The 21,749-nt window shown below is 73.5% G+C and carries 15 protein-coding genes and 1 pseudogene; 8 read left to right on the plus strand and 8 right to left on the minus strand.

Annotated elements, in window-relative coordinates:
* The first annotated feature begins 103 nt into the window (after window positions 1-103).
* The 3 genes from C5507_RS04685 (at window position 104) to C5507_RS04695 (ending at window position 3,202) form a co-directional block, all read left to right on the plus strand.
* Window positions 104-1,270 carry a hypothetical protein gene (locus C5507_RS04685; protein WP_130504171.1) on the plus strand — a complete coding sequence of 389 codons (1,167 nt, stop codon included), beginning with the start codon at window positions 104-106 and terminating at the stop codon, window positions 1,268-1,270.
* Between the two features lie 79 nt (window positions 1,271-1,349).
* Window positions 1,350-2,321 (plus strand): lipoyl synthase, encoded by a 972-nt coding sequence (lipA, locus tag C5507_RS04690; protein ID WP_104527443.1) that lies wholly within the window; start codon window positions 1,350-1,352, stop codon window positions 2,319-2,321.
* A gap of 62 nt (window positions 2,322-2,383) precedes the next feature.
* Window positions 2,384-3,202 carry a DUF4191 domain-containing protein gene (locus tag C5507_RS04695; RefSeq protein ID WP_104527372.1) on the plus strand — a complete coding sequence of 273 codons (819 nt, stop codon included), beginning with the start codon at window positions 2,384-2,386 and terminating at the stop codon, window positions 3,200-3,202.
* 169 nt (window positions 3,203-3,371) lie between these two features.
* Here the strand turns inward: C5507_RS04695 and C5507_RS04700 are convergent, their stop codons facing one another.
* Window positions 3,372-3,791, minus strand: a complete 420-nt coding sequence (locus C5507_RS04700) for an RDD family protein (protein WP_104527373.1) — start codon at window positions 3,789-3,791, stop codon at window positions 3,372-3,374.
* 162 nt (window positions 3,792-3,953) lie between these two features.
* On the opposite strand from C5507_RS04700, the gene glnA reads away from it, so the two are divergent.
* From glnA to C5507_RS04715, 3 genes are all read left to right on the plus strand, one after another.
* Window positions 3,954-5,387, plus strand: a complete 1,434-nt coding sequence (gene glnA, locus C5507_RS04705; RefSeq protein WP_104527374.1) for a type I glutamate--ammonia ligase — start codon at window positions 3,954-3,956, stop codon at window positions 5,385-5,387.
* A 653-nt stretch (window positions 5,388-6,040) separates the two neighbouring features.
* On the plus strand, window positions 6,041-7,813 hold the full coding sequence (locus tag C5507_RS04710) for a S8 family serine peptidase (protein ID WP_158657509.1): 1,773 nt from the start codon (window positions 6,041-6,043) through the stop codon (window positions 7,811-7,813).
* Between the two features lie 163 nt (window positions 7,814-7,976).
* Window positions 7,977-10,466, plus strand: a complete 2,490-nt coding sequence (locus tag C5507_RS04715; protein WP_158657510.1) for a putative bifunctional diguanylate cyclase/phosphodiesterase — start codon at window positions 7,977-7,979, stop codon at window positions 10,464-10,466.
* Between the two features lie 952 nt (window positions 10,467-11,418).
* On the opposite strand, the gene fliD is transcribed toward C5507_RS04715, so the two are convergent.
* Entirely contained in the window at window positions 11,419-12,783 is a 1,365-nt protein-coding gene (gene fliD, locus C5507_RS04725) for a flagellar filament capping protein FliD (protein WP_104527378.1), read from the minus strand.
* 357 nt (window positions 12,784-13,140) lie between these two features.
* Between fliD and C5507_RS23465 the strand changes: the two are divergent.
* Window positions 13,141-13,488 (plus strand): annotated as a pseudogene (locus C5507_RS23465) (CobW C-terminal domain-containing protein); the annotation flags it as partial.
* Between the two features lie 93 nt (window positions 13,489-13,581).
* Here the strand turns inward: C5507_RS23465 and C5507_RS04740 are convergent.
* Window positions 13,582-14,121 (minus strand): DUF1353 domain-containing protein, encoded by a 540-nt coding sequence (locus tag C5507_RS04740; RefSeq protein ID WP_104527444.1) that lies wholly within the window; start codon window positions 14,119-14,121, stop codon window positions 13,582-13,584.
* A 168-nt stretch (window positions 14,122-14,289) separates the two neighbouring features.
* On the opposite strand from C5507_RS04740, the gene C5507_RS04745 reads away from it, so the two are divergent.
* A complete protein-coding gene (locus tag C5507_RS04745) occupies window positions 14,290-15,303 on the plus strand; it encodes an iron-containing redox enzyme family protein (RefSeq protein WP_104527445.1) in 1,014 nt (337 codons plus the stop codon).
* Here the strand turns inward: C5507_RS04745 and C5507_RS04750 are convergent.
* The 5 genes from C5507_RS04750 to C5507_RS04770 form a co-directional block, all read right to left on the minus strand.
* Window positions 15,276-16,169, minus strand: coding sequence for a bile acid:sodium symporter family protein (locus tag C5507_RS04750; RefSeq protein ID WP_104527380.1), 894 nt, complete (start codon window positions 16,167-16,169; stop codon window positions 15,276-15,278). The genes C5507_RS04745 and C5507_RS04750 overlap by 28 nt on opposite strands.
* A gap of 158 nt (window positions 16,170-16,327) precedes the next feature.
* A complete protein-coding gene (locus C5507_RS04755; RefSeq protein ID WP_207225672.1) occupies window positions 16,328-16,642 on the minus strand; it encodes a CDGSH iron-sulfur domain-containing protein in 315 nt (104 codons plus the stop codon).
* A 43-nt stretch (window positions 16,643-16,685) separates the two neighbouring features.
* The gene (locus C5507_RS04760) at window positions 16,686-17,756 is read right to left on the minus strand and encodes an AMIN-like domain-containing (lipo)protein (protein WP_130504169.1); all 1,071 of its coding nucleotides are present in this window, start codon (window positions 17,754-17,756) and stop codon (window positions 16,686-16,688) included.
* Between the two features lie 119 nt (window positions 17,757-17,875).
* On the minus strand, window positions 17,876-20,980 hold the full coding sequence (locus C5507_RS04765) for a bifunctional [glutamine synthetase] adenylyltransferase/[glutamine synthetase]-adenylyl-L-tyrosine phosphorylase (protein WP_207225671.1): 3,105 nt from the start codon (window positions 20,978-20,980) through the stop codon (window positions 17,876-17,878).
* Window positions 20,977-21,708, minus strand: a complete 732-nt coding sequence (locus tag C5507_RS04770; RefSeq protein ID WP_104527382.1) for a type 1 glutamine amidotransferase — start codon at window positions 21,706-21,708, stop codon at window positions 20,977-20,979. Before C5507_RS04770 ends, C5507_RS04765 begins: the two co-directional genes overlap by 4 nt.
* Between the last annotated feature and the right edge of the window lie 41 nt (window positions 21,709-21,749).

Below are 21,749 nucleotides of genomic sequence, written 5' to 3' on the forward strand. Positions count from 1 at the left end.
GGACCGTGACCGGCGGCCAGGGTGCAGGTGCGCCGTCCCGCGGTCTCGGGGTGTGCTCACCGCCCGGACCGGGCAGGATGATCGCGAGACGATCAACTCGGAGGTGCAGCTCGTGTTCCGCAAGAAGACGCGTGGTCAGGTCATCGGCGCCGAGCTCCAGGAGGCATTCACCCACATCGGGATCGCAGCGACCGAGGCCGGTCGACTCGCTGCCGAAGAGCTGGGGCCGCGTGTCGCGGCCACCCGGGAGGCAGCGGGCCCCGCGCTCGACGCGGCCCAGCGCGCGGTGGCACCCAGGGTGGCGGCCGCCGTGGCGGTGGCGGCTCCGGCCGTCGCCAGCGCGCGCGACACCCTCGCCCCGCGCGTGGAAGCCGCCCGGGACGCTCTCGCCCCCCGCATCGAGGCCGCCCGGGACGCCGCGGCGCCGAAGGTCGCCGGTGCTGTCGTGGCCGCCCAGGCCGCGGCGAGCAAGGCCGCGGCGGATCTCGGTCCCCGGGTGGAAGCGGCTCAGAAGGCGCTGCGCGATGACGTCGCTCCCCGGCTGACCGCGGCCCAGAAGTCCGCCCAGAAGACGCTGGTCGACGACCTCGCCCCCCGGCTGACCGCGGCCCAGGCCGCCGCCCTCGCCTACGCCACCCCCCGGGTGACGGCGGCGCGGGACGCGGTGACGCCGGCACTGGAGAGCGCCCGGGACACCCTCGCCGCCGGCGTGGACAGCGCCCGCAGCGAGCTCGACGCCCGACGGGCAGAGGCCGCCGCGGCCGCGGCCGAGTCCGGTCGCAGGGCTCGCAAGACCGCCAAGAAGGCGCGCAAGAAGGCCGGCAAGAAGCACAAGGAGTTCGAGAAGGCGGCGCTGGCCACGGCCAGGACCGTCAAGCGCCGGGTGGGCGTCGAGCCCGAGCCGCGCCGCTGGCCGTGGGTGTTCGTGCTCCTCGCCGCGGGTACTGCCGTGTTCGTCCTGCTCCGCCGCTCGAAGAGCGACGCCTGGACCCCCGCTCCGGCCGGCGACGGCCCGGTGCCCAGCTACCGAGAGGACCCCGTGCCCAGTTCCCCCAGTTCCGACAGCTCCGGCAAGACTGTCTCCACCGCGGACACCACCGGCGACTCGGCTCCTGCCGAGTCCGACATGGGCGTCCGCGACGCCCAGTTCGTCGACGGTGACGGCGCGGACAGCGCGAGCGAGGACGTCAAGAACACGCCGGAGCCCTTCAGCTCCGGTGGTAGCGCCACCTCCGGCCCGACCGCTGGCCCGGACGACCGCCAGGTCTGAGGCGAGTTCCGGCTCACGTCCGACGCCCCCGTTGCTCGCGCAACGGGGGCGTCGTGCGTCCGGGAGTACCGTGGGGATCATGAGTGAACCGGCCGTTCCGACCTCGACGGGATCGACGATCGAGCCGGCCGGCCGGAAACTCCTCCGCCTCGAGGTCCGCAACAGCCAGGTGCCGATCGAGCGCAAGCCGGAGTGGATCAAGACACGGCTGAAGACCGGGCCGGAGTACACCGAGCTGAAGTCCCTGGTGCGCCGCGAGGGGCTGCACACGGTCTGCGAAGAGGCCGGCTGCCCCAACATCTACGAGTGCTGGGAGGACCGGGAGGCCACCTTCCTCATCGGTGGTGACCAGTGCACCCGGCGCTGCGACTTCTGCCAGATCGACACCGGCAAGCCCGCCGACTTCGACGCCGACGAGCCCCGTCGCGTGGCCGAGAGCGTCGCCACCATGGGCCTGAAGTACGCCACCGTCACCGGCGTCGCCCGTGACGACCTCCCCGACGGCGGCGCCTGGCTGTACGCCGAGACGGTGCGCCAGATCCACGCCGCACTGCCCGGCTGCGGCGTCGAGCTGCTCATCCCCGACTTCAACGCCGACCCCGGCCAGCTGGCCGAGGTCTTCTCCTCGCGGCCGGAGGTGCTGGCGCACAACGTCGAGACCGTGCCGCGCATCTTCAAGCGGATCCGTCCCGGCTTCCGCTTCGAGCGCTCGCTCGCCGTGATAACCGCCGCCCGCGAGGCCGGCCTGGTCACCAAGTCGAACCTGATCCTGGGCATGGGCGAGGAATCGCACGAGGTCGTGGAGACGATGCAGGCGCTGCACGACGCCGGCTGCGACCTGCTCACGATCACCCAGTACCTGCGCCCCTCCCCCCGCCACCACCCCGTGGTCCGCTGGGTCAAGCCCGACGAGTTCGTCGGCTTCCAGGCCGAGGCCGAGAAGATCGGGTTCCCGGGGGTGCTGGCCGGGCCCCTGGTGCGGAGCTCCTACCGGGCCGGCCGCCTGTACCAGCAGGCGATCGAGGCCCGCGGGCTCACCCCTCGGGGCTGAACCGCCGGGCCGCCCAGCTCGGCGCACGTAGCCCCGGGAGGTCGCGGCCCTATCCTGGGGACATGGCACGCAGCAAGTCCTCGGACCCGGCGACCCCCAGCGGGAGCGGTAAGGCCGCATCCTCGGCGAAGGGCGCCACCGCGTCGGGGGCGACGAAGGCTCCCAAGCTCGGCAAGGACGGCCAGCCGAAGGTGGGTCGCCTCAAGAAGCTCGGCAACAACGGCCGCATGATCAAGCAGGCCTACACCCTCACGCGGCGGAACGACCCGAAGCTGCCGTGGGTGATGCTCATCGCCTTCGTCGTGGCGTTCGCCGTCGTCGAGCTGATCGGCATCCTGCTGGACTCACCGTTCATCTTCCTGCCGCTGGCGCTGATCCTCGGCGGTCTGGCCGCGATGATCGTGTTCGGCCGGCGCGCGCAGGGGTCGGCCTACCGGCAGGTGGAGGGTCAGCCCGGTGCCGCGGCGTGGGTGCTCGAAGGCATGCGCGGTGACTGGCGGGTCAGCTCCGGCATCGCCGGCACCCCGCAGATGGACGCCGTCCACCGGGTCCTGGGCCGCCCCGGGATCATCCTGGTCGGCGAGGGCTCCCCCGGCCGGGTCCGCGGTCTCATCGCGCAGGAGAAGAAGAAGATCGCCCGCGTCGTCGGGGACACCCCGATCTACGACATCATCGTCGGCGACGACGAGGGCCAGGTGCCGCTGAAGAAGCTGAGCACCCACGTCATGAAGCTCCCGCGCAACCTGTCCGCCGCCGAGGTCAACGCGCTGGGCCGGCGGATGAGCGCACTCGGGGGCGCCCGCATGCCCGTGCCCGGTGGGCCGCTGCCCGGTGGGCGGGCGATGTCGATCAGCCAGCGGCAGGTCCGCCGCCGCGGCTGACACCTCGCTGCTCGAGGACCCCGCACCCACCGGTGCGGGGTTCCCGTCGTCTCGGCAGCCGCTTCGGTGATCAGGTGACCTGATCATGGACCGGCCTCCCTCACCGTGGACCGTGAGGGAGGACCCCCGATGACCAGGTCAGCTGATCATCATCGGGACGGACCCATGGTCAGGCGTTGACGACGGCGGTCCTCGTCACCCGGTCGTGCAGACCGCGGCCGTCGCCGTCGGTGATCAGCGCCGGGACCAGCAGCATGAGCAGCGCGGTGCGGACCAGCGCGCGCCACGGCGCCAGCCGCGACTGCGGCGTCGGGTGGGCCAGGCGCAGGCCGAGCAGCCGGTGGCCCGGCGTCTGGCCGAACACCACGAGCGTGCCGACCGTGAGGGCGCCGAAGACGACCAGGCTCCAGTTGCCGGGGCCGTACGGGGCGGTGAAGGCCCACGCGATCAGGGCCGAGGCGACGGCGTCGACGGCGTATCCCGCCGCCCGGTCGCTGAAGGATGCCAGGGATCCGGGGCCCTCGGCCGGCAACCCCAGAGAGGCGCCACGGACGGGGGCCTGAGAAGGTTGATCGACGCTCCTGACCATGCCGCCAGAGTAGGACCCCGCCGACCGGCTTCCGGCCCGCGCGCAGAACTGCCCCGCCGCGACACGCCGCGAGCGTTGTTACCGCCCCGAAACACTCGGGACACGGCGGGGCAACTCCCCGCTCGTAGGTTTCGTTCGGCCGTCCACAATCCCGGAGGATCGATGTTCACCAGTCCCGACGAGGTCGCCGCCTACATCCGCGACAACGACGTCGAATTCGTCGACGTCCGCTTCTGCGACCTGCCCGGCGTCATGCAGCACTTCACCATCCCGGCGTCGACCTTCGGCGAGGACACCTTCTCCGACGGTCTGGGCTTCGACGGGTCGTCGATCCGCGGCTTCCAGGCGATCAACGAGTCGGACATGCTGCTGCTGCCCGATGCCAACAGCGCGTTCGTGGACCCGTTCCGCAAGCACAAGACGCTGAACGTCAACTTCTTCATCCACGACCCGATCACGCGCGAGGCCTACAGCCGCGACCCGCGGAACGTGGCGAAGAAGGCCGAGGCGTACCTCGCCTCCAGCGGCATCGCCGACACCGCCTACTTCGGCCCCGAGGCCGAGTTCTACGTGTTCGACTCGGTCCGGTACGACACCGGCATCAACGAGGGCTACTACCACATCGACTCGGAGGAGGGCTCCTGGCGCTCCGGGGCCCGGACGGAGCTCGACGGCAGCCCGAATCGCGGCTACAAGGCCCGCCCCAAGGGCGGCTACTTCCCGGTCGAGCCCTACGACCAGCAGAGCGACCTGCGCGCCGACATGATGCTCAACCTGATCAAGTCGGGCCTCGAGCTCGAGCGCGGGCACCACGAGGTGGGCACCGGCGGTCAGGCAGAGATCAACTACAAGTTCGACACGCTGCTGCGCTCGGCCGACAGCCTGATGCTGTTCAAGTACGTCATCAAGAACACCGCCTGGGCCGCCGGCAAGACCGCCACCTTCATGCCCAAGCCGCTCTTCGGCGACAACGGCTCCGGCATGCACTGCCACCAGAGCCTCTGGAAGGACGGGCAGCCGCTCTTCCACGCCGAGACCGGTTACGCCGGCCTGTCCGACATGGCCCGCCACTACATCGGCGGCCTGCTGGCCCACGCTCCGTCGCTGCTGGCCTTCACCAACCCGACGGTCAACAGCTACCACCGCCTGGTGCCCGGTTACGAGGCCCCGATCAACCTCGTCTACTCGGCCCGCAACCGCTCGGCCTGCCTCCGGATCCCGATCTCCGGTGACAGCCCGAAGGCCAAGCGCATCGAGTTCCGCGTGCCCGACCCGTCGGCCAACCCCTACCTCGCCTTCTCGGCGATGCTGATGGCCGGCCTCGACGGCGTGAAGAACAAGATCGAGCCGCCGGCACCGGTCGACAAGGACCTCTACGAGTTGCCGCCCGAGGAGGCCCTGGGCATCGAGAAGGTGCCCGCGTCGCTGGACGCCGCGCTGGACAACCTCGAGACCGACCACGAGTACCTCATCGACGGCGGGGTCTTCACGCCCGACCTGATCGAGACGTGGATCGACTACAAGCGGGCCAACGAGATCGACCCGATCCGCCTGCGCCCGCACCCGCACGAGTTCGCGATGTACTACGACATCTGAGGCGCCCTCTCCTCGCCGACCTGCGGGGCCCCTCGTAGGTCGCGTCGTGGTCAGCACCGGGTCCGCACGAGCCGCCAGAACTGCACCGCCGGCGGCTCGTGCGGACTCGTCGCTGTCCCACCTGGCTCGTCACGAGCTCGTCGAGCCACCGGCGCGCCTTCGACTCCTCCACGTCGTGGAGCGCTCGTCCTGCACGTAGTGGAACGCTCGGGCGTCCTCCTCACCCGCGGCGTCCTTGTCGTGCACCCGGCAGCGCGTGCCCTGCCCGCGCCGGACGCTCGGTGGGCACTTCGCCTGGCCGGTAGCCGGCAGGTGCCCGCGGTCGGATCTCGAGCCGACGCCGCAGCCATCCTGAAGGCCGCCCGAGCGGGCTGGTGCGCGACCCGGGAGCGCGTCCCACCGGCAGCGCCGAACCGACCGCCTTGCGGTGATCGTGCGGTGCCCATGCGCTGCACCTGCGGGTGCACCACCCATCGGGGTGATCTCACGCGGAGTAGCTGGTCAATCACGTCTTGCTGACGCACTGTCCTCCCGACAGACACCAAACGAGGGGGACGACTCGCATGATCGCGAGACAAGTAGGCAAGAAGGCACGGCGACGCCCCGCCACACGTGCCGCGGCCGTGGCGATCGCCTCGGCCACGCTGGCCGGCATGGGGGTGACTCCCTCCGCAGCGGCTGCCGAGGCGCCCACCGGCCCCCTGGTTCCCGTGATCGTGGAGGGCGGCGCCGCCGCTGCCGCGGCCGAGGTGCAGCGGCTGGGCGGGGTGGTCGACCTCCGGCTGGACATCCTGGACGGGCTGCAGGCCCGTGTCCCGGCCGGCGGCCTCCCGCTGCTCAGTCGGGTGGACGGGGTTCGCGCGGTGACGCCGGACGGCCCCCTGGTCACGCTCGACCAGGTGTGGGGCGACGACACCACCGGGGAGGGCCGGGAGGCCACCCTGAAGACCGGATCCTGGCTGGCCAGCGTGGACCAGGGGTCGGCGTTCACCGTCACCAAGGACACCGGCGCCCAGGACGTCTGGGGCAAGTCGGACCCCGGCAACGGCGACCGCAAGCTGACCGGCGTCGGCGTCGGCGTCGCGCTCATCGACACCGGTGTCACCCGGGTGCCGGGCCTCGACGCCGCCGGCAAGGTCGTCGACGGCCCGGACCTGTCCCTGGACTCCCAGGCGGACAACCTCCGGCACGGCGACGGCTACGGCCACGGCACGCACCTGGCCGGACTGATCGCCGGTCGCGACTCCGCCGCGCCACGCGGGAACGAGAAGGACGAGAAGTGGTTCGTCGGGATGGCCCCCGATGCGACGATCGTCAACGTCAAGGTCGGCGCCGCCGACGGCAGCGTCGACGTCTCCCAGGTCATCGCCGGCATCGACTGGGTGGTCACGAACAAGGCCAGCCACAACATCCGGGTGCTGAACCTGTCCTACGGCACCGACTCGACGCAGTCCTACCAGCTCGATCCGCTCGCGCACGCGGTGGAGAGCGCCTGGCGGGCCGGCATCGTGGTGGTCGTCGCGGCGGGCAACGACGGGGCTTCCGGCGCTCGGCCGCTGACCATGCCGGCGATCGACCCGTACGTCATCGCCGTCGGGTCCAGCAACAACCACGGCACTCCTGCGCCGGAGGACGACCTCGTCGGCGCGTGGACCAACTCCGGGACCACCGCCCGTCGGCCCGACCTGCTGGCACCGGGCAAGTCGGTGGTCAGCCTGCGTGTCCCCAGCTCCTACGCCGACGTCGGCCACCCTGAGGGCCTGGTCTACGGCGACGACACCGGACGGCTGTTCCGCGGCTCCGGCACGTCGCAGTCGGCCGCCGTGGTCTCCGGTGCCGCTGCGCTGCTGCTGCAGCGCAATCCCAAGCTGACCCCGGACCAGGTCAAGGGCCTGCTCAAGGACAGCGCGGACAAGCTGATGCTGGACACCAGTCCCGTGCAGGGCGCCGGCGACCTCGACGTCAAGGGGGCTGTGGAGCTGCTGGAGAAGGGCTCGGTCCCCAAGTACGCGCAGTCGTTCACCCGCTCGAGCGGCACCGGGACGCTCGACGCCGCCCGCGGCGGGGCGTACCTGACCGACCCGGCCACCGGGACGGCGCTGCGGGGCGAGCAGGACGTGTTCGGTGTCGCGTGGGACGCCACCGCCTGGGCGGCCGCGTCCTCGGCCCGCACCGCGTGGTCGGGCGGCACCTGGCGCGGCACGGCGTGGACCGGCAGCGCCTGGGTCGACGGAGTCTGGCCGGCCGTCGTCTGGACCGAGCCGTCCTGGACCGGCATCGCCTGGACCGATCGCCCGTGGTCCCGGATGAGCTGGCGGGCCGACGACTGGCAGCGGATGAGCTGGCGGGGTGACCACTGGGCGCGCATGAGCTGGCGGGCCGACGACTGGCAGCGGATGAGCTGGCGGAACGCGGACAACTGGTAGTCCGTCCGGCGGGACAGCAGGGGCAGGGGGTCGCGGACCTCCTGCCCCTGCTGTCCTCTGCCCCTACGGGGTGATCGATCGGGGAACCGGCTCAAGGCCCCGCGACGGCGTGCCGATGTCCGACGCGACAGCCACCTTCCCCGGGCGGCGACAGGAGACGACCATGGCTGGATCCGACCGTCGGCGCGACGCCGTGGTCGTCCTGCTCGCCGTCCTCATGGCGGCCGGCGCGTTCGCCCTGGTCAGCGGGCCACTCCGCGGTCTCGACGCCGCCGTCCCCAGCCACGAGCTGCCCTGGTGGGCGCTGGCCCCGCTGTTCACCGCCACCGAGCTGTTCCGGGTGCACCTGCCGGTCCGTCGAGAGTCCATCGCGATCTCTTTCGCCGAGATCCCCCTCGTCCTCGGCCTCGCCTTCTGCGCCCCCGCCGACTACGTCGCAGCCAGCGTGCTCGGCTCGGCCATGGGCCTGGCGTGGCACCGCCGCTTCGGCCTCGCCCTGCCCTTCAACCTCGCGCTCTTCGCACTCGAGGCCGCGGTGGCCCAGACGGTGTACCACGCGGTCCTGGCCGAGGGCGACGCCACGGGCGGCCGAGGCCTCGCCGCCGCACTGGCCACGATCGTCGTGGCCCACGCGGTCAGCTCCGTTGCTCTCGCCGCGGTCATCTTCATCACCTCGGGCCGGTTCGACGGCCGGGAGATCGCCCGCACCATCATGACGGCACTCGTCGCCGCGTTGGCCAACAGCAGCGTGGGGCTGCTGGTCGTGGTCCTCCTGGTCACCCGCCCGGATGCTCTCGCTTTGATGGTGGTCATCGTCGCCACGCTCGCCGTGGCCTACCGCGGCTACTCGGTCCTCAGCCGCGGCCACACCCGCTTGGAGTCCCTCTACCGCTTCACCGACCGCATCGGCGGCGCCGTCCGCACCGACCGGGTCGCCGAGGCCGTCCTCACCGAGGCTCGCGACGAGCTGGCCGCCGACGCCGCCGAGCTGATCCTGCTGCCCACGGCCACCGAGGCCGGAACACACCTGCGCCTGACCGGCAGCAGCGTCGTCCCCTTGCCGTTCGACGAGGCGCCGTCCTGGTGGGCGCCTACCCGGGACGGCGAGCCGGTGCTGCTCCCCCGCGGCGACGAGGCCGCCCCCGGGCGGCCCAAGGACGGCATGGCCGCCCCGCTGCGGGTGGATGACACGGTCATGGGTGTGCTGCTGGTGACCGGCCGGCCGCAGCACCTCGACACCTTCGGCGACGCCGACCTGCGCCTGTTCGCCTCGCTGGCCAACCACGCGAGCGTGTCGCTGCACAAGGCGCACCTGGTCGACCAGCTCGCCGTCGAGGCCGCGGTCCAGGAGCACCGCTCGCTGCACGACCCCCTCACCGGGCTGCCCAACCGCCGGCACTTCCTGCGCCTGCTCCGCACCCGGCTGGCCGACGAACCCCGGACGGCGGTGGTGATGCTCGACCTCGACGGCTTCAAGGACGTCAACGACGCCTTCGGCCACGGGACCGGTGACCTGCTGCTGGTCGAGGTGGGCCGCCGGCTCGGCGAGCGACTGGGCACGGCCTCGGTGGCCCGGCTCGGTAATGACGAGTTCGCCGCCCTGGTGCCCGCCGTCGCCGACGCCGAGGACGCCCGCACCCGGGTGGCTGCGCTGGTCTCGGCCTTGTCCGTCCCGTTCCCGGTAGAGGGCCTGACCGTCGACGTCCGGGTCACCGCGGGCCTGGCCGTGGCACCCGAGCACGGCGACGAGCCGGCTGAACTGCTGCAGCACGCCGACACCGCGCTCTACACGGCCAAGCTCCGGCGTCATGACGTCGAGGTGTACGACAGCACTGCGGACCGCGCCGCCCACCGGGTGCGGATGATCGGGCACCTGCGTGACGCCATCACCGCGGGGGACCTGTCCGTGCACTATCAGCCCAAGACCGACCCAGCGACCGGCCAGGTGCACGGCGCGGAGGCGCTGGTGCGCTGGGAGCACCCCGAGCACGGCCGCGTGAGCCCGGACGAGTTCATCCCGCTCGCCGAGCAGACCGGCCTCATCCGCCCGCTCACCACGCTGGTCCTCGACACCGCACTGGCGACCTGCGCCGAGTGGCGCCGGCAGGGCCACCACCTCGGGGTCGCGGTCAACCTCTCGGCCCGCAGCCTGAGCGACACCGAGCTTCCGACGCGAGTGGGCAAGGCGCTGCGTCGAGCAGGGCTGCCTGCGGCCGCACTCACGCTGGAGATCACCGAGACCGCCGTCATGGCCGACCTCGGGCGGTCGGTGGCTGTGCTGCAGGACCTGCGTGCCCTGGGGGTACGGCTGTCGGTCGACGACTTCGGGACCGGGCAGTCCTCCCTGGCCTACCTCAAGCAGCTGCCCATCCACGAGATGAAGATCGACAGGACCTTCGTCCTCGGCCTCGCCGACGACCAGGGCGACGCCGCCATCGTGCGCGCCGCTCTCGGTCTGGGCCACGCCCTGGGCCTGCGAGTGGTCGCCGAGGGTGTCGAGGACGCCGTCGCCCTCGCGCTGCTGGCGGACTGGGGCTGCGACCTCGTGCAGGGCTACCACGTCAGCCGCCCGCTACCGCCCGACGGCTTCCAGCAGTGGCTGGACACGAGGAATGCCTCAGTCGCGTTGGCCGGCGTACTCGGGGCGCCCTGAGCGGGTGCTGCTCAGCCCTCCGGGGAGACTTCGGGTCTCGACAGTCCGAGGTGACGCGCACGTAGGCCTGTCCTGCACCTCGCCGCCGGCCATGAGCAGGAGCGGCGACGATCGCGGTGCAGCCGTACGAGGTGGCTCGTTCGGCCAGGGTGGACGGCGGAGGCCGGTCAGCGCGGTGGGCCCGAGTTCGGTAGCAAGCGTTTCGTCGGTGCCTGAGGGTCGGTGCTCGCTGCATGCCGCCCTGGTCAGATGCCCGGGCACCGCCATGCTGCACGCGTGGCTAGACCGGACCCGGCGCTCGGACCACTCGGTCGACGGGGCGCTGCTGCTCCCCACAGCGCTGCCCGCGCCCCGCCCGGTCCGGTCGCCGCTGGTCGTGGGAAGGGCCGGCCGCAGCCCGATCCCGGAGGGACGCGAACCGCCCTTCGACCGCGACCGAGGCAGCCGGCAGGCTGATCGGGTGGGGCAACGCTCGTCGCCGATACCGCGGGCGTGCCCACGAGGGAGCCCGATCCCGTTCCGCAGCCTGGGTCAGGGCAGCCCACCGCGCGCCGCGCCCTCACCGTGGACACCTGCGGGCACCTGTGGCCCGACAGCGACGAGCACGCACGAGCCGCCGTGGGTGCAGCAATGGCGGCTCGTGCGGACCCTGGTGCACCGGCGTCGTCTCCGCGCTCCCTGCCGGTGGCGGTGCTGGGCGACCTTCACGTCGGGGCCGTTCGCCATCGGCAGAGAGGCCGGACAGGGGTACGGGTCGTGGAACCGGAAGCCCTCGGGCAGCCTCGGGAACCTCGGACGGGCGGCCCGCACGATCGCCAGGTCGGCACCGACCGGCCCGACCCGTCGGTGCCGACCTATCCGGCGACCGTGGCGGTGACCTGCTCCCGGCGGCGCTGGCAGGAACTGCTGGGCGGCCGGACCGGCTGGATCCCTGGTGCGCTGCAGACGGCGGTCACGACCACGACGGCAGCGAGTTCAACTGACCGGCCAACCACGAGGACTGGCTCTGCAGGCCGCTGAGCGCCGTCTCCATGGCGGTGAACTGGCGGGTGAGCGCCGTCCTGCGGGCGATCAGCCGGACGTCCCAGGCCTCGATCTTGTCCTGGAGGTCACCGGCCAGGTCGTCACGCCCCTCGGCCAGCAGGGTGAGCGTGCCGATGGTCGTGTCGGACGCGGCCTTGGCGGCGTCGAGCAGCCGCTGGGCCACACCCGGGACGACGTCGTCGGCGTTGCCGCTGACACCGTCCGGACCGGGGCCGGCGGGCCCACCGGCGCCGAGCCGCTGTGCCAGTGCCGGATCGTCGGCCAGCGCGGCGCTGAACTTCGCCGCGTCGAAGGCGATCGTGCCGTCCTTGGTGAGCTGGAGCCCGATCGTCGCCGGCGAACCGTCGGCGCCGACGGCGAAGGACACCGCTTCGAGCACCCGGCCGGCCAGCGCGCGCAGCGCGCTGTCGCCCTTGAGGGTCGCGGCGGCCCCGCCGTCGGGGTCGGTGTTGGTCTTGATCCCGCTCAACGCCTGGTTGGCGGCGTCCACCAGCGCCTGCATCTTGCTCACGACGGCCCCGGGGTCGGCGGCGACCTCCACGGTGACGGCGGTCTCGGGCTTGCTGACGGTGATCGTCACGCCGCTCATGAGGTCGGCGAAGGTGTTGGTCGAGGAGGTCACGTCGTAGGCGCCGGTGCCGCTGCCCACGGTGAGCGTGGCGTCGACCCCCTGCGTGGCGACGGCGAAGGTGCCGGCGGTGCCGAGGTCGAACGAGGTCGCCGCGCCGGAGGTCTCCGAGGTCACCTGCAGCCGGTACTGCCCGTCGGCGACCTTGACCGCGGTGGCGCTGAGCCCGAACTCGCTGTCGTTGATGGCCTGCACAGCGTCGGCAAGGGTGCCGCTCCCGCCGACGGTGATCGTGCCCTTCACGCTGCCGTCGGCGGCCCGGACCTCGATCGGCGAGGTCATCCCGTACGGGTCGGTGGTCGCCGTCCAGTTGATGCCGCTCACCACCGAGTGGGCGGCCGCGGTGTTCTTCACGTCGAAGGTCAACGAGCCGGTGGGCGCACCCGCGGTAGCGGACGCGGCGACGCTGGACGCGCTGCTGGTGGCCTTGACCGCGCTCCAGGCCTCCGGCTTCAGCATGGCCTCCGCCGCCGTGCGCACGGCGTCGAAGCGGGTGTTGACCGACCGGTACGCCTCGGCCGTGGCCTTGGCGATCGACAGCCGGGTCTTCAGCGCCGCCTGCGGGACGGCCTCCGCCCTGAGCAGTTGAGTGATCAGCGAATTCGTGTCGAGCCCGGAGATGAGGCCGCCGATGCTTGCCGTCATGTTCCTACCTCCTGCGTTTCCTGGTTCGTGAACGGATTCGATGCGCACTCGTCACGCTCTCCGCGTCGGGCCCCCGATCACCGGGCCCGGGACCCTGGGGTGCGCCGGGCCACCGTGGCGGGTTCACGAGCGAGCGCCCGGGACCCGGCTCCCCGCCATCTCCGATGGGTCGCCCTTGTCGGTGGAGATCCCGAACTCCAGGACCTCTCAGCCTCTACATCGACCGGAACGCCATGTGGGCTACGCCGGGGGGGCGCCATCTCCCCCCACTGAGGGAGACGACGAGCGAACTGCACCTCGTTCCGAGCCCGTCGCCGAGGAGCTGCGGCGGCGGCCGGCTCGGCTCAACCCCGCCGCATCGGTGCTGCACCCCGAGGGTGTCGACCTGGCTCAGGCCTCCGAGAGCCACGAAGCTCTCGCCGCTGCCCCGGTGCCCCCGTTGCCGGCGGGGCGCCACCTGGCCGGCGTGGCGTCCGTCTCGGTGGCACTGACCGGCCCCGTGGACCGCAAGCCTTTGCCGACCGGGTGTCGGCTCTCCTGCCCGCCCACGGCGACCGGGTGCTGCGATTGAAGGCCCTGCTGGACACCGGGAGCGCAAGGCCGGTCGTCCTCGACGCCGTCCAGCACGCGGTCCACCCCCCTCGTCATCCGGCCGAGTGGAACGGCGCCAGGGGCTCCTCGTTGGTCGTGATCACCCGCGACCTGCGGCGGAGCTCGTCATCGAGGCGCTGGGTCGGTTCCTCGACCGCGGTACCGAGCGCCGCCCTGGACACGACTCCCGCCGCGACGGCGTACCGCTCAGGTGCGGAAGGAACCGGCGTCCTGCGTCGGGGATCCGGTGAGCACCCCGACGGCCCGTTCGACGACCCCGTAGACCAGCAGCGCGGCGGCGATGAGCACCGCCGGCGGCACGACGACCGGTGCCGCCAGGAGCGAGATGGCCAGCACGCCCGGGGCGCTGATCCACCAGCCCTTCCCGCGGACCGGGTCACCGAAGGCCCCCCAGCGGACGCCGCACCACATCAGCCAGCGCCGGACCACCGGCACCCCGCTCTCCCGCATCACCCGCCGGAAGATCCCGTCGGCCTGCCGGGCCGTCACGACGCCCCCGGCGATGCCCTCGGTGACCAACCAGTCGTGCAGGATCGCCGCAGCCGTGTAGCGGCCGAACCTGGGCACCAGCCACACCACGACCCGGGGAACCGTGGCGAAGTCGGTCACGAACCCGGCCGGCACGACGAAGCGGTCCCATTTCCCCCGGTAGGCCAGCGGCTCGACGACCGCCCAGTGCTCGTCGTCCAGCCGCCGGACGACGACGTCCCCCACCTCGAACGGCACGAAGCCTCCCCGATCCCCGTCAGCGCAACGCCGCGCCGCGCCGCGACCGGTCACCGGCGGCAGCACGCGGAGCGGCACGATCATGCCAAGCGGTCGGCGGAATCCCACCGGGGGACATCACATCGGTGCGGTGCATCGTTCCGGGAACCGGTGGGCAAGCAGAGGACCATGCGCCTGCCCGAGCCCAGGGGTCCGCTGACCGCCGCCCTCACCCACGACCTCGCCACCCGCCCCACGGTGTCCGCGAGGACGGCGGAGATCGCCGAGCAGGTCGTCGCGGGGGTCGACGACGCGCTCGCCGACGACGACCTGCAACTGGCCCTGGCCAGCTGCTACGAGCTCCACTACCGCGGCTTCGACGGGGTCTCCGACGACTGGGAGTGGGAGCCCGGCCTCCTGCAGCTGCGGGCCGGCCTCGAACGCGCGCACCTGGCGGCCCTGCACCGGGTGGCCGGCCCGATGACGCCCACGGACGAGTCGATCGACCGGCAGATCACCGCGCTGATCGACGCCGACGACAGCCCGTCGCTGTCGTCCTACATGGCCAAGCAGGGCACGGCGGAGCAGTGGCGCGAGTACCTGACGCTGCGGTCGGTGTACCACCTCAAGGAGGCCGACCCGCACACCTTCGCCATCCCCCGGCTCTCCGGCCGGGCGAAGGCGGCGATGGTGGAGATCCAGGCCGACGAGTACGGCGGCGGCTCCGCGGCACGCATGCACAGCGAGCTGTTCGCCGGGCTGCTGCGCGACCTCGGGCTGGACGCCGGCTACGGGGCGCTCTGGGACGAGGCGCCGGCCGCCGCGTTCGCCTCGGTGAACACCATGTCGCTGTTCGGCCTGCACCGCCGCTGGCGCGGGGCCGCCCTGGGCCACCTGACCGCGGTGGAGATGACCTCCTCGGAGCCGAGCCGCCGCTACTCGGCCGGCCTGCGCCGGCTCGGCCACGGTGAGCGGACGACGGTCTTCTACGACGAGCACGTCGAGGCCGACGCCGTGCACGAGCAGATCGCCTCGGTGGACATGTGCGGCTCGCTCGTCGCCGAGGAGCCCGAGCTCGCCGCCGACGTCCTCTTCGGCGCCGCCTGCTCGCTGGCCATGGACGGCCTGGCCGCCTCCCACCTGCTCACGGCCTGGGAGGCGGGCCACTCCGCCCTCTACCGGGAGCGCGCGCTGGCCGCCTGATCGGCGGGAGCCCCGGCCCCCCGGCTGATGACCCAGCCGAAGGCCGCGGCCAGCGGGAACATGAGCACCCCGTAGACGGCCGCGGGCACGGCGAGCTCGACGTTGCCCAGGACGCTCAGCGCCACGGTGATGGCCAGCGTGCTGTTGTGCACGCCGATCTCGAACGCGCAGGCGATCGCCTGGCCGCGCGCCACCCCCAGCAGGCGCGGCACGGCGAAGCCGAGGCCGAGGCCGAGCAGGCAGAAGAGCACCGCCGGCAGCCCCACCTGGCGGAGGTACTCCCCCACCCGGTCCTGCTCGGCCACGATCGTCCCGACGATCACCAGTGCGAGCACCACCGCCGACATGATCCGGACCGGCTCGTCCATGCGGTCGGCGAAGCCCGGGGCCCGGTTGCGCACGAACATGCCCAGCAGCACCGGCACCAGGACGATGGAGAAGACCTGCAGCGTCTTGCCGAACTGCAGGCCGAGCGCACCGGCGTCGACCGGGTCGAAGAAGCCGATGGCGAGGTTCGTGACCACGGGCAGGGTGACCACGGCGACCACCGAGTTGATCGCGGTGAGGCTGATGTTGAGCGCGACGTCGCCCCGGAAGAGGTGGCTGAACAGGTTCGCGGTGGTCCCGCCCGGCGAGGCGGCCAGCAGCAGCATGCCGACGGCGAGCAGCGGTGGGAGGTCGAAGGCCAGCACCAGGCCGAAGCACAGCACCGGCAGGACGAGCAGCTGGAGCCCCAGCGCCAGGAGCACGACCTTCGGCCGGCGACCGACCTCGGCGAAGTCCCGCGCGGTCAGGGACAGGCCGAGCCCGAACATGACGACGGCGAGCGCCACGGGCAGGGCGACGGTGACGAGCGCGGAACTCATCGGACCTCCGATCGGACACCGCCGGCGGCGGGGGGTGCCCGCATCATGGGGGACGCAGGTCACAAGTCCCGCGTCCGACCGCCGTGTCCCCCGACCGGGTGTCCGGTCGAAGCCGCCCCGCCCATGGCTCGCCCGCTGGCGGGGGAGCTACTGGCGGGTCAGGCCTCCCGGCGGAGCTGCGCGGCCGGGCGCGGCCGGCTCGGTGCGCTGGGTGCCGAGAAGCCGGACCGCTTGTGCGACCCGTCGCAGAACGGCTTGATGCCGGACTTGCCGCACCGGCACAGGGCGATCGTCTCCCGGCCGGGGTCGATCTCGTTGCCGTCCTGGTCCAGCAGCCGGAAGTCCCCGCGGACGATCAGCGGTCCGTCGCGGTAGGGCGTGATGGTGGCGCCGTCGGTGCTCCCGCCGGGCGGTCCGTCCTCGGCGTCGACGTCCTCGGGCAGGTCCGGCTCGGCCGGCAGCGGTCGTGACACGTTCCCAGCATGCCCTGCCGGCGGCCGCGGGGATCGGCACGGGTCAGGGGTCGGGGAACGTGAGCGTCTCCACCATGCGGTCCAGCACGGGGACGTTGCGCGCGTAGTCGAACTGCGGCAGGCCGACCGTGTCGATCACCAGTGTCCGCGGCCCCTGCGCTCCACTCCCGAGGTCGACCACGTAGCCGGTCGTCGGCACACCCGCGGGCCACAGCCCCTCGCCCACGGAGATCCGCTCGACCCGCACCGCCGGCCGGCCACCGACCGTGGTCGTGCCGCGGCTCAGCTCCCGCCCGGCGCCCGGTCCGGCCACCTGCTCGAACGGCGCCTGCTGCACCGAGGCGGTCACCGCACCCACCCGGGCGTCGGTGCCCGGCGGCACGGTGAAGGGCTCGGGGGCGAACCGGGTGCACGCCGCCACCGTCTCCCCCAGGTTGACCGACCACCCCTCTGGATAGGACACCGAGAAGCCGGCCGGGCTGTCGCAGCGCTGCGACAGCGCCACGGGGGGCGCGACCTCGTCCGCGAACAGGTCGACGACGATCCGCTGCGGGGAGTTCGCCGTCCCGACCGCGAACGGACGCCGCTCGTCCGTCCCGGCGAAGAAGGAGTACCGGCCCTCGACGAGTGCGGCGTCGACGAGCGCCTCCAGCACGGCGGCCCCGGCGACCGCCTGCCGCTGCGGTCCCTGCCAGACCAGGGCGTCGGCCCCCGCGTCGCCCGGCAGGGCGATGTTGGTCAGCGTGATGCCGAGGAAGGCCTGGCCGGGCACCTCGACCGGGGCGCCGGAACCCGGCGCCCGCGGCTCGTCGACCCAGCCGACCTGCCAGCCGGCAAGACCGTCGCCGGCGACCTCGAAGACGATCCGGTCGAAGCCGTCGTGCGTCCCGAGCCGCACGTCGGTGACGGTCACGGCCGGGCCGCCGCCGGTGGCGACGGACTCGGCGATGTCCCCGTCGCCGACCGGGCGCACCGCGTCCGGGGCGTCCGGTCCGGGCCCCGGGTGCCCGCTGGACGCGGTCCCGGTGGGGCGGGCGCCGGTGGCGGCGCCGTCCGCGCCGCAACCGGTCACGAGCAGAGCCGCGCAGGCGACCGCTGCGGGGAGAAGACGCATCAGTGCCCGCCCAGGTCTCGCCGGTCAGTTCCGCACCGGGACGTAGCCGCCGGGCGGCGTCGCGAACCGGCGCGCCGCCCGATGCCACCGGATCGTCACACGCCACGGTGCCCCCGGAGCTAGCCCGGACCGGACAGCGGCAGGCCGTAGAACACCTGCTCGACGACCGCCCGCGCACGCCGGGTCGTGCGGCGGTAGTCGTCGACGAACTGGCCGGGGTCCTGGTCCGGGCCGTACCCGCAGGCCCGTGCCACGCCGGCCAGCTCGAGCCCGGGGCGCGGTAGCTGGTCGCTGGGCCGCCCGCGGACCAGGAAGATCGCGTTGCGGGCCGTGGTGGCCAGCGCCCATGCCTCGCGCAGGGACGCCGCCTGGTCCGCGTCGAGGTGCCCGGCGGCGGTGAGCGCGTCCAGCGCCGGGGCGGTCGCCGGCACTCGCAGCGCCTCGGAGCCGGCGGCGTGCTGCAGCTGGAGCAGCTGGACGGTCCACTCGACGTCGGACAGTCCGCCACGGCCGAGCTTGGTGTGCGTCGCCGGGTCCGCCCCGCGGGGCAGCCGCTCCCGTTCCACCCGCGCCTTGATGCGCCGGATCTCCGCGACCTGCTCCTGGGTGAGGCCGGCGGCCGGGTAGCGGATCGGGTCGACCAGCGCCACGAAGTCCGCGCCCAGCTGCTCGTCCCCCGCGACGGGGACCGCCCGCAGCAGCGCCTGCACCTCCCACACCGAGACCCAGCGTTCGTAGTACTCGCGGAACGCCGACAGGCTGCGCACCAGGGCGCCCTGCCGACCCTCGGGGCGCAGGTCGGCGTCCACCTCGAACGCCGGGTCCGGCCCCGCCTCGGTGAGCAGCCGGCGCAGGCCGTGGGCGACGGCGTTGGCCGCCGCCGAGGCCTTGGTCTCGTCCGCGCCGGGCCGGGCGCGGTGCACGAACAGGACGTCGGCGTCGGACCCGAAACCCAGCTCTCCGCCCCCGAGCCGGCCCATCCCGATCACCGCGAGGTCCATCGGCAGGTCGGCGACGTCGGTCCCGGCATCGGCCGCGTGCGCGCGCAGCGCGACGTCCAGCCCCGCCTGCAGCGTGGCGACGGCGACGTCGGTCAGCGCCCGGCCGACCCGGTGCACGTCCAGCCGGCCGAGCAGGTCGGCCACCGCGATCCGGAGGAGCTCCTGCCGCCGCAGCCCCCGGACCACGCGGATGCCCGCCTGCGGATCGGGGGCACGCCCGGCGGCCGACCGCCAGGCCTTGGCCAGTGCGCCGGCATCCCGCGGCTCGAGCTCCGCGTCGTCGGCAAGCAGGCGCAGCGCCTCCGGGGTGCGGGTGAGCAGCGAGGCCACGTACTGGCTGGAGCCGAGCAGCTGGGCCAGCCGCTCCACCACCTGGCCCTCGTCACGCAGCAGCCGCAGGTACCACTGGTTGCCACCGAGGGCCTCGCTGACCTGGCGGTAGGCGAGCAGGCCGGCGTCCGGGTTGGGGCAGGACGCGAAGGTCTGGAGCAGGACCGGCAGCAGGTACTTCTGCATCGACGCCGACCGGGACACCCCACCCGTCAGCGCGGACAGGTGGCGCAGCGCGCCCTCGGGGTCGGCGAAGCCCAGCGCGCGGAGCCAGTCGCCGGCCGCCTTGGAGCCGAGCTGGAGGTGTTCCCCCGGCACGCGGGCGACCGCGGACAGCAGCGGCCGGTAGAAGAGCTTCTCGTGCAGCCGCCGCACCTCGCGGGTGTGCAGCGCCAGCTCCGCGCGCAGCACGTCCACGGCGTCCCCGCGGTGGTCGGGCTTGTAGCCCAGCGAGCGGGCCAGCCAGCGCAGCTGCTGCTCGTCGGTGGGCAGCAGGTGGGTGCGGCGCAGCCGCAGCAGCTGCAGCCGGTGCTCCACGGTGCGGAGGAACCGGTAGGAGGCGACGAGGGTCGCGGCGTCCTCGCGGCCGACGTAGCCGCCGGCCGACAGGGCCTGCAGCGCCGGCACGGTGCCGCCCACGCGCAGGTTGGGATCGGCCCGCCCGTGCACCATCTGCAGCAGCTGGACGGCGAACTCGACGTCCCGCAGCCCGCCACGACCGAGCTTGAGCTCCCGCTCGGCCTGGGCCGGGGGGATGTTGGCCTCGACCCGGCGGCGCATGGCCTGCACCTCGCCGACGAACCCCGGCCGGTCCCCGGCCTTCCACACCAGGGGCCAGAGCGCGTCGACGTAGGCCCGGCCCAGGTCGGGGTCACCGGCGACCGGCCGCATCTTCAGCAGCGCCTGGAACTCCCAGGTGTCGGCCCACTGCTCGTAGTAGGCGGTGTGGCCGGCCACGGTCCGCACCAGCGCCCCGCGCTTGCCCTCCGGGCGCAGTGCGGCGTCGACCTCCCACGCGGCCTCGTGGCAGATCCGCATGAGGGCCGCGGACACCCGCGTGGCGCTGGCCAGCGCGGCGCTCTCGGCGTCCGTGGGGTCGACCGCCTCGGCCACGAAGACCACGTCGACGTCGCTGACGTAGTTGAGCTCCCGGCCACCGGTCTTGCCCAGGGCGATGACGCTGAGCCGGCAGGCCGCGGCGTCGTCGGGCTGCTCGGCGACGGCGACGGCCAGGCCGGCGGTGAGCACGGCGGCGGCGATGTCGGCCAGCTCGACGGCGACCTCCTCCGCCGGCACGGCCTCGCCCAGGTCACGGCCGGCGAGCGAGAGGATCGCCCGGCGGTAGGCCAGCCGGAGGGCGGCCACCCGCTCGGGACCGGCGTCGGGCGCCCCCTTGCCCAGTCGCACGCCCCACGGCGGGTCGTCCGGGTCGGCGCCGACCGCCGCCAGCATCTGGCGCTCGAGCGCCTCCGGCGTGGGCCGCCACGTGCCGTGCCGGTCGTCGTCGAGCACCTGCCAGTCCAGCGGCCGGGCGGCCAGGTGGTCGGCGAGGCCGGAGCTGGCGCCGAGGACGGAGACCAGGCGGGCGCGCAGGTGCCCGGGGCCGCGGAGCCGGGCAAGCAGGGCCGCAGCGGCACCGCCGTCGGGATCCTCGGCGTCCAGCGCCTCGACCAGCCGGTGCAGCGAGCGCACGGCGAGGTCGGGGTCGCCGGCGCGCGCCAGCGCCGCCACCACCGGACCGGCCTCCGGGTCGGCCGGCTCGTTGCGCCCCAGGTCCCACAGCCCGAGGGCGGGGTCGGAGAGCAACCGGGCGGCACGCTCGCCGTCGCCGAAGCCGAAGCGCACCAGCCGGACGACGGCGGGGCGCGGGATCTCCGGGAGCGGAGCGGTCACGCCCGGGCCCCGGCGGAGTCGCGCACCAATGCGGCGAACCGGGTCGCGAACGGCTGCCAGGCCTCGGCGACGTCGTCGTGCGCGGCGGCGGCGCGCAGGCACAGGGTCTCGAGGTCCAGCGGGGCGGCGGCCACGCCGACCGGGTCGCTCTCCGCCCAGGCCCGGACCATCTCCGGCGTCGTCTCGATGTGGAACTGGAGGGCGTAGACGTTGCGCCCGACCCGGAAGGCCTGGTGGGGGTAGTGCGGGTTGCTCGCCAGCAGGGTGGCGTTCCGCGGCAGCTCCGAGATCTCGTCGTGGTGCCACTGGATGACGTCGGGCGACAGCGGGACCGGGCCGAAGACCGGGTCGGCGTCGGCGGCGTCGCGCTTGGCCACCAGCGTGGCGCCGACCTCGGGCCCGTCGACCCCGACCCGGGTGCGGCCACCGCCGACCTGCGCCAGCAGCTGCGCCCCCAGGCAGACGGCGAGCGTGGGCACGTCGCCGTCGACCGCCTGGCGCAGGAGCGCACGGACGCCGACGAGCTCGGGGCTGGTCGTCTCGTCGTCCATCGAGGACTGCGGACCGCCCAGGACGAGCAGGCCGTCGACACCGTCGAGGGACCCCGGCAGCGGGTCGCCGAGCCCGAGGTGCCGCTCGTCCAGCTCCAGACCGGCCGCGCGCAGCCACTCCCCCAGCCGAGCGGGCGGGTCGGTCTCGCTCGGGACGACGACGAGCAGGCGGGTCACGGAGGTGAGCTTATGGAACGGCCCCCTCGCAGGGACCCGCG

Source organism: Blastococcus saxobsidens (genome assembly GCF_002938435.1).
In the GTDB taxonomy this organism is placed as follows: domain Bacteria; phylum Actinomycetota; class Actinomycetes; order Mycobacteriales; family Geodermatophilaceae; genus Blastococcus; species Blastococcus saxobsidens.

Excerpts from the sequence above, each read along its gene's own strand:
- lipA (WP_104527443.1), top strand. The coding sequence starts at position 1,350 with ATGAGTGAACCGGCCGTTCCGACCTCGACGGGATCGACGATCGAGCCG.
- C5507_RS04695 (WP_104527372.1), top strand. The coding sequence starts at position 2,384 with ATGGCACGCAGCAAGTCCTCGGACCCGGCGACCCCCAGCGGGAGCGGT.
- C5507_RS04700 (WP_104527373.1), bottom strand. The coding sequence starts at position 3,791 with ATGGTCAGGAGCGTCGATCAACCTTCTCAGGCCCCCGTCCGTGGCGCC.
- glnA (WP_104527374.1), top strand. The coding sequence starts at position 3,954 with ATGTTCACCAGTCCCGACGAGGTCGCCGCCTACATCCGCGACAACGAC.
- C5507_RS04710 (WP_158657509.1), top strand. The coding sequence starts at position 6,041 with ATGGGGGTGACTCCCTCCGCAGCGGCTGCCGAGGCGCCCACCGGCCCC.
- C5507_RS04715 (WP_158657510.1), top strand. The coding sequence starts at position 7,977 with ATGGCTGGATCCGACCGTCGGCGCGACGCCGTGGTCGTCCTGCTCGCC.
- fliD (WP_104527378.1), bottom strand. The coding sequence starts at position 12,783 with ATGACGGCAAGCATCGGCGGCCTCATCTCCGGGCTCGACACGAATTCG.
- C5507_RS04745 (WP_104527445.1), top strand. The coding sequence starts at position 14,290 with ATGCGCCTGCCCGAGCCCAGGGGTCCGCTGACCGCCGCCCTCACCCAC.
- C5507_RS04750 (WP_104527380.1), bottom strand. The coding sequence starts at position 16,169 with ATGAGTTCCGCGCTCGTCACCGTCGCCCTGCCCGTGGCGCTCGCCGTC.
- C5507_RS04760 (WP_130504169.1), bottom strand. The coding sequence starts at position 17,756 with ATGCGTCTTCTCCCCGCAGCGGTCGCCTGCGCGGCTCTGCTCGTGACC.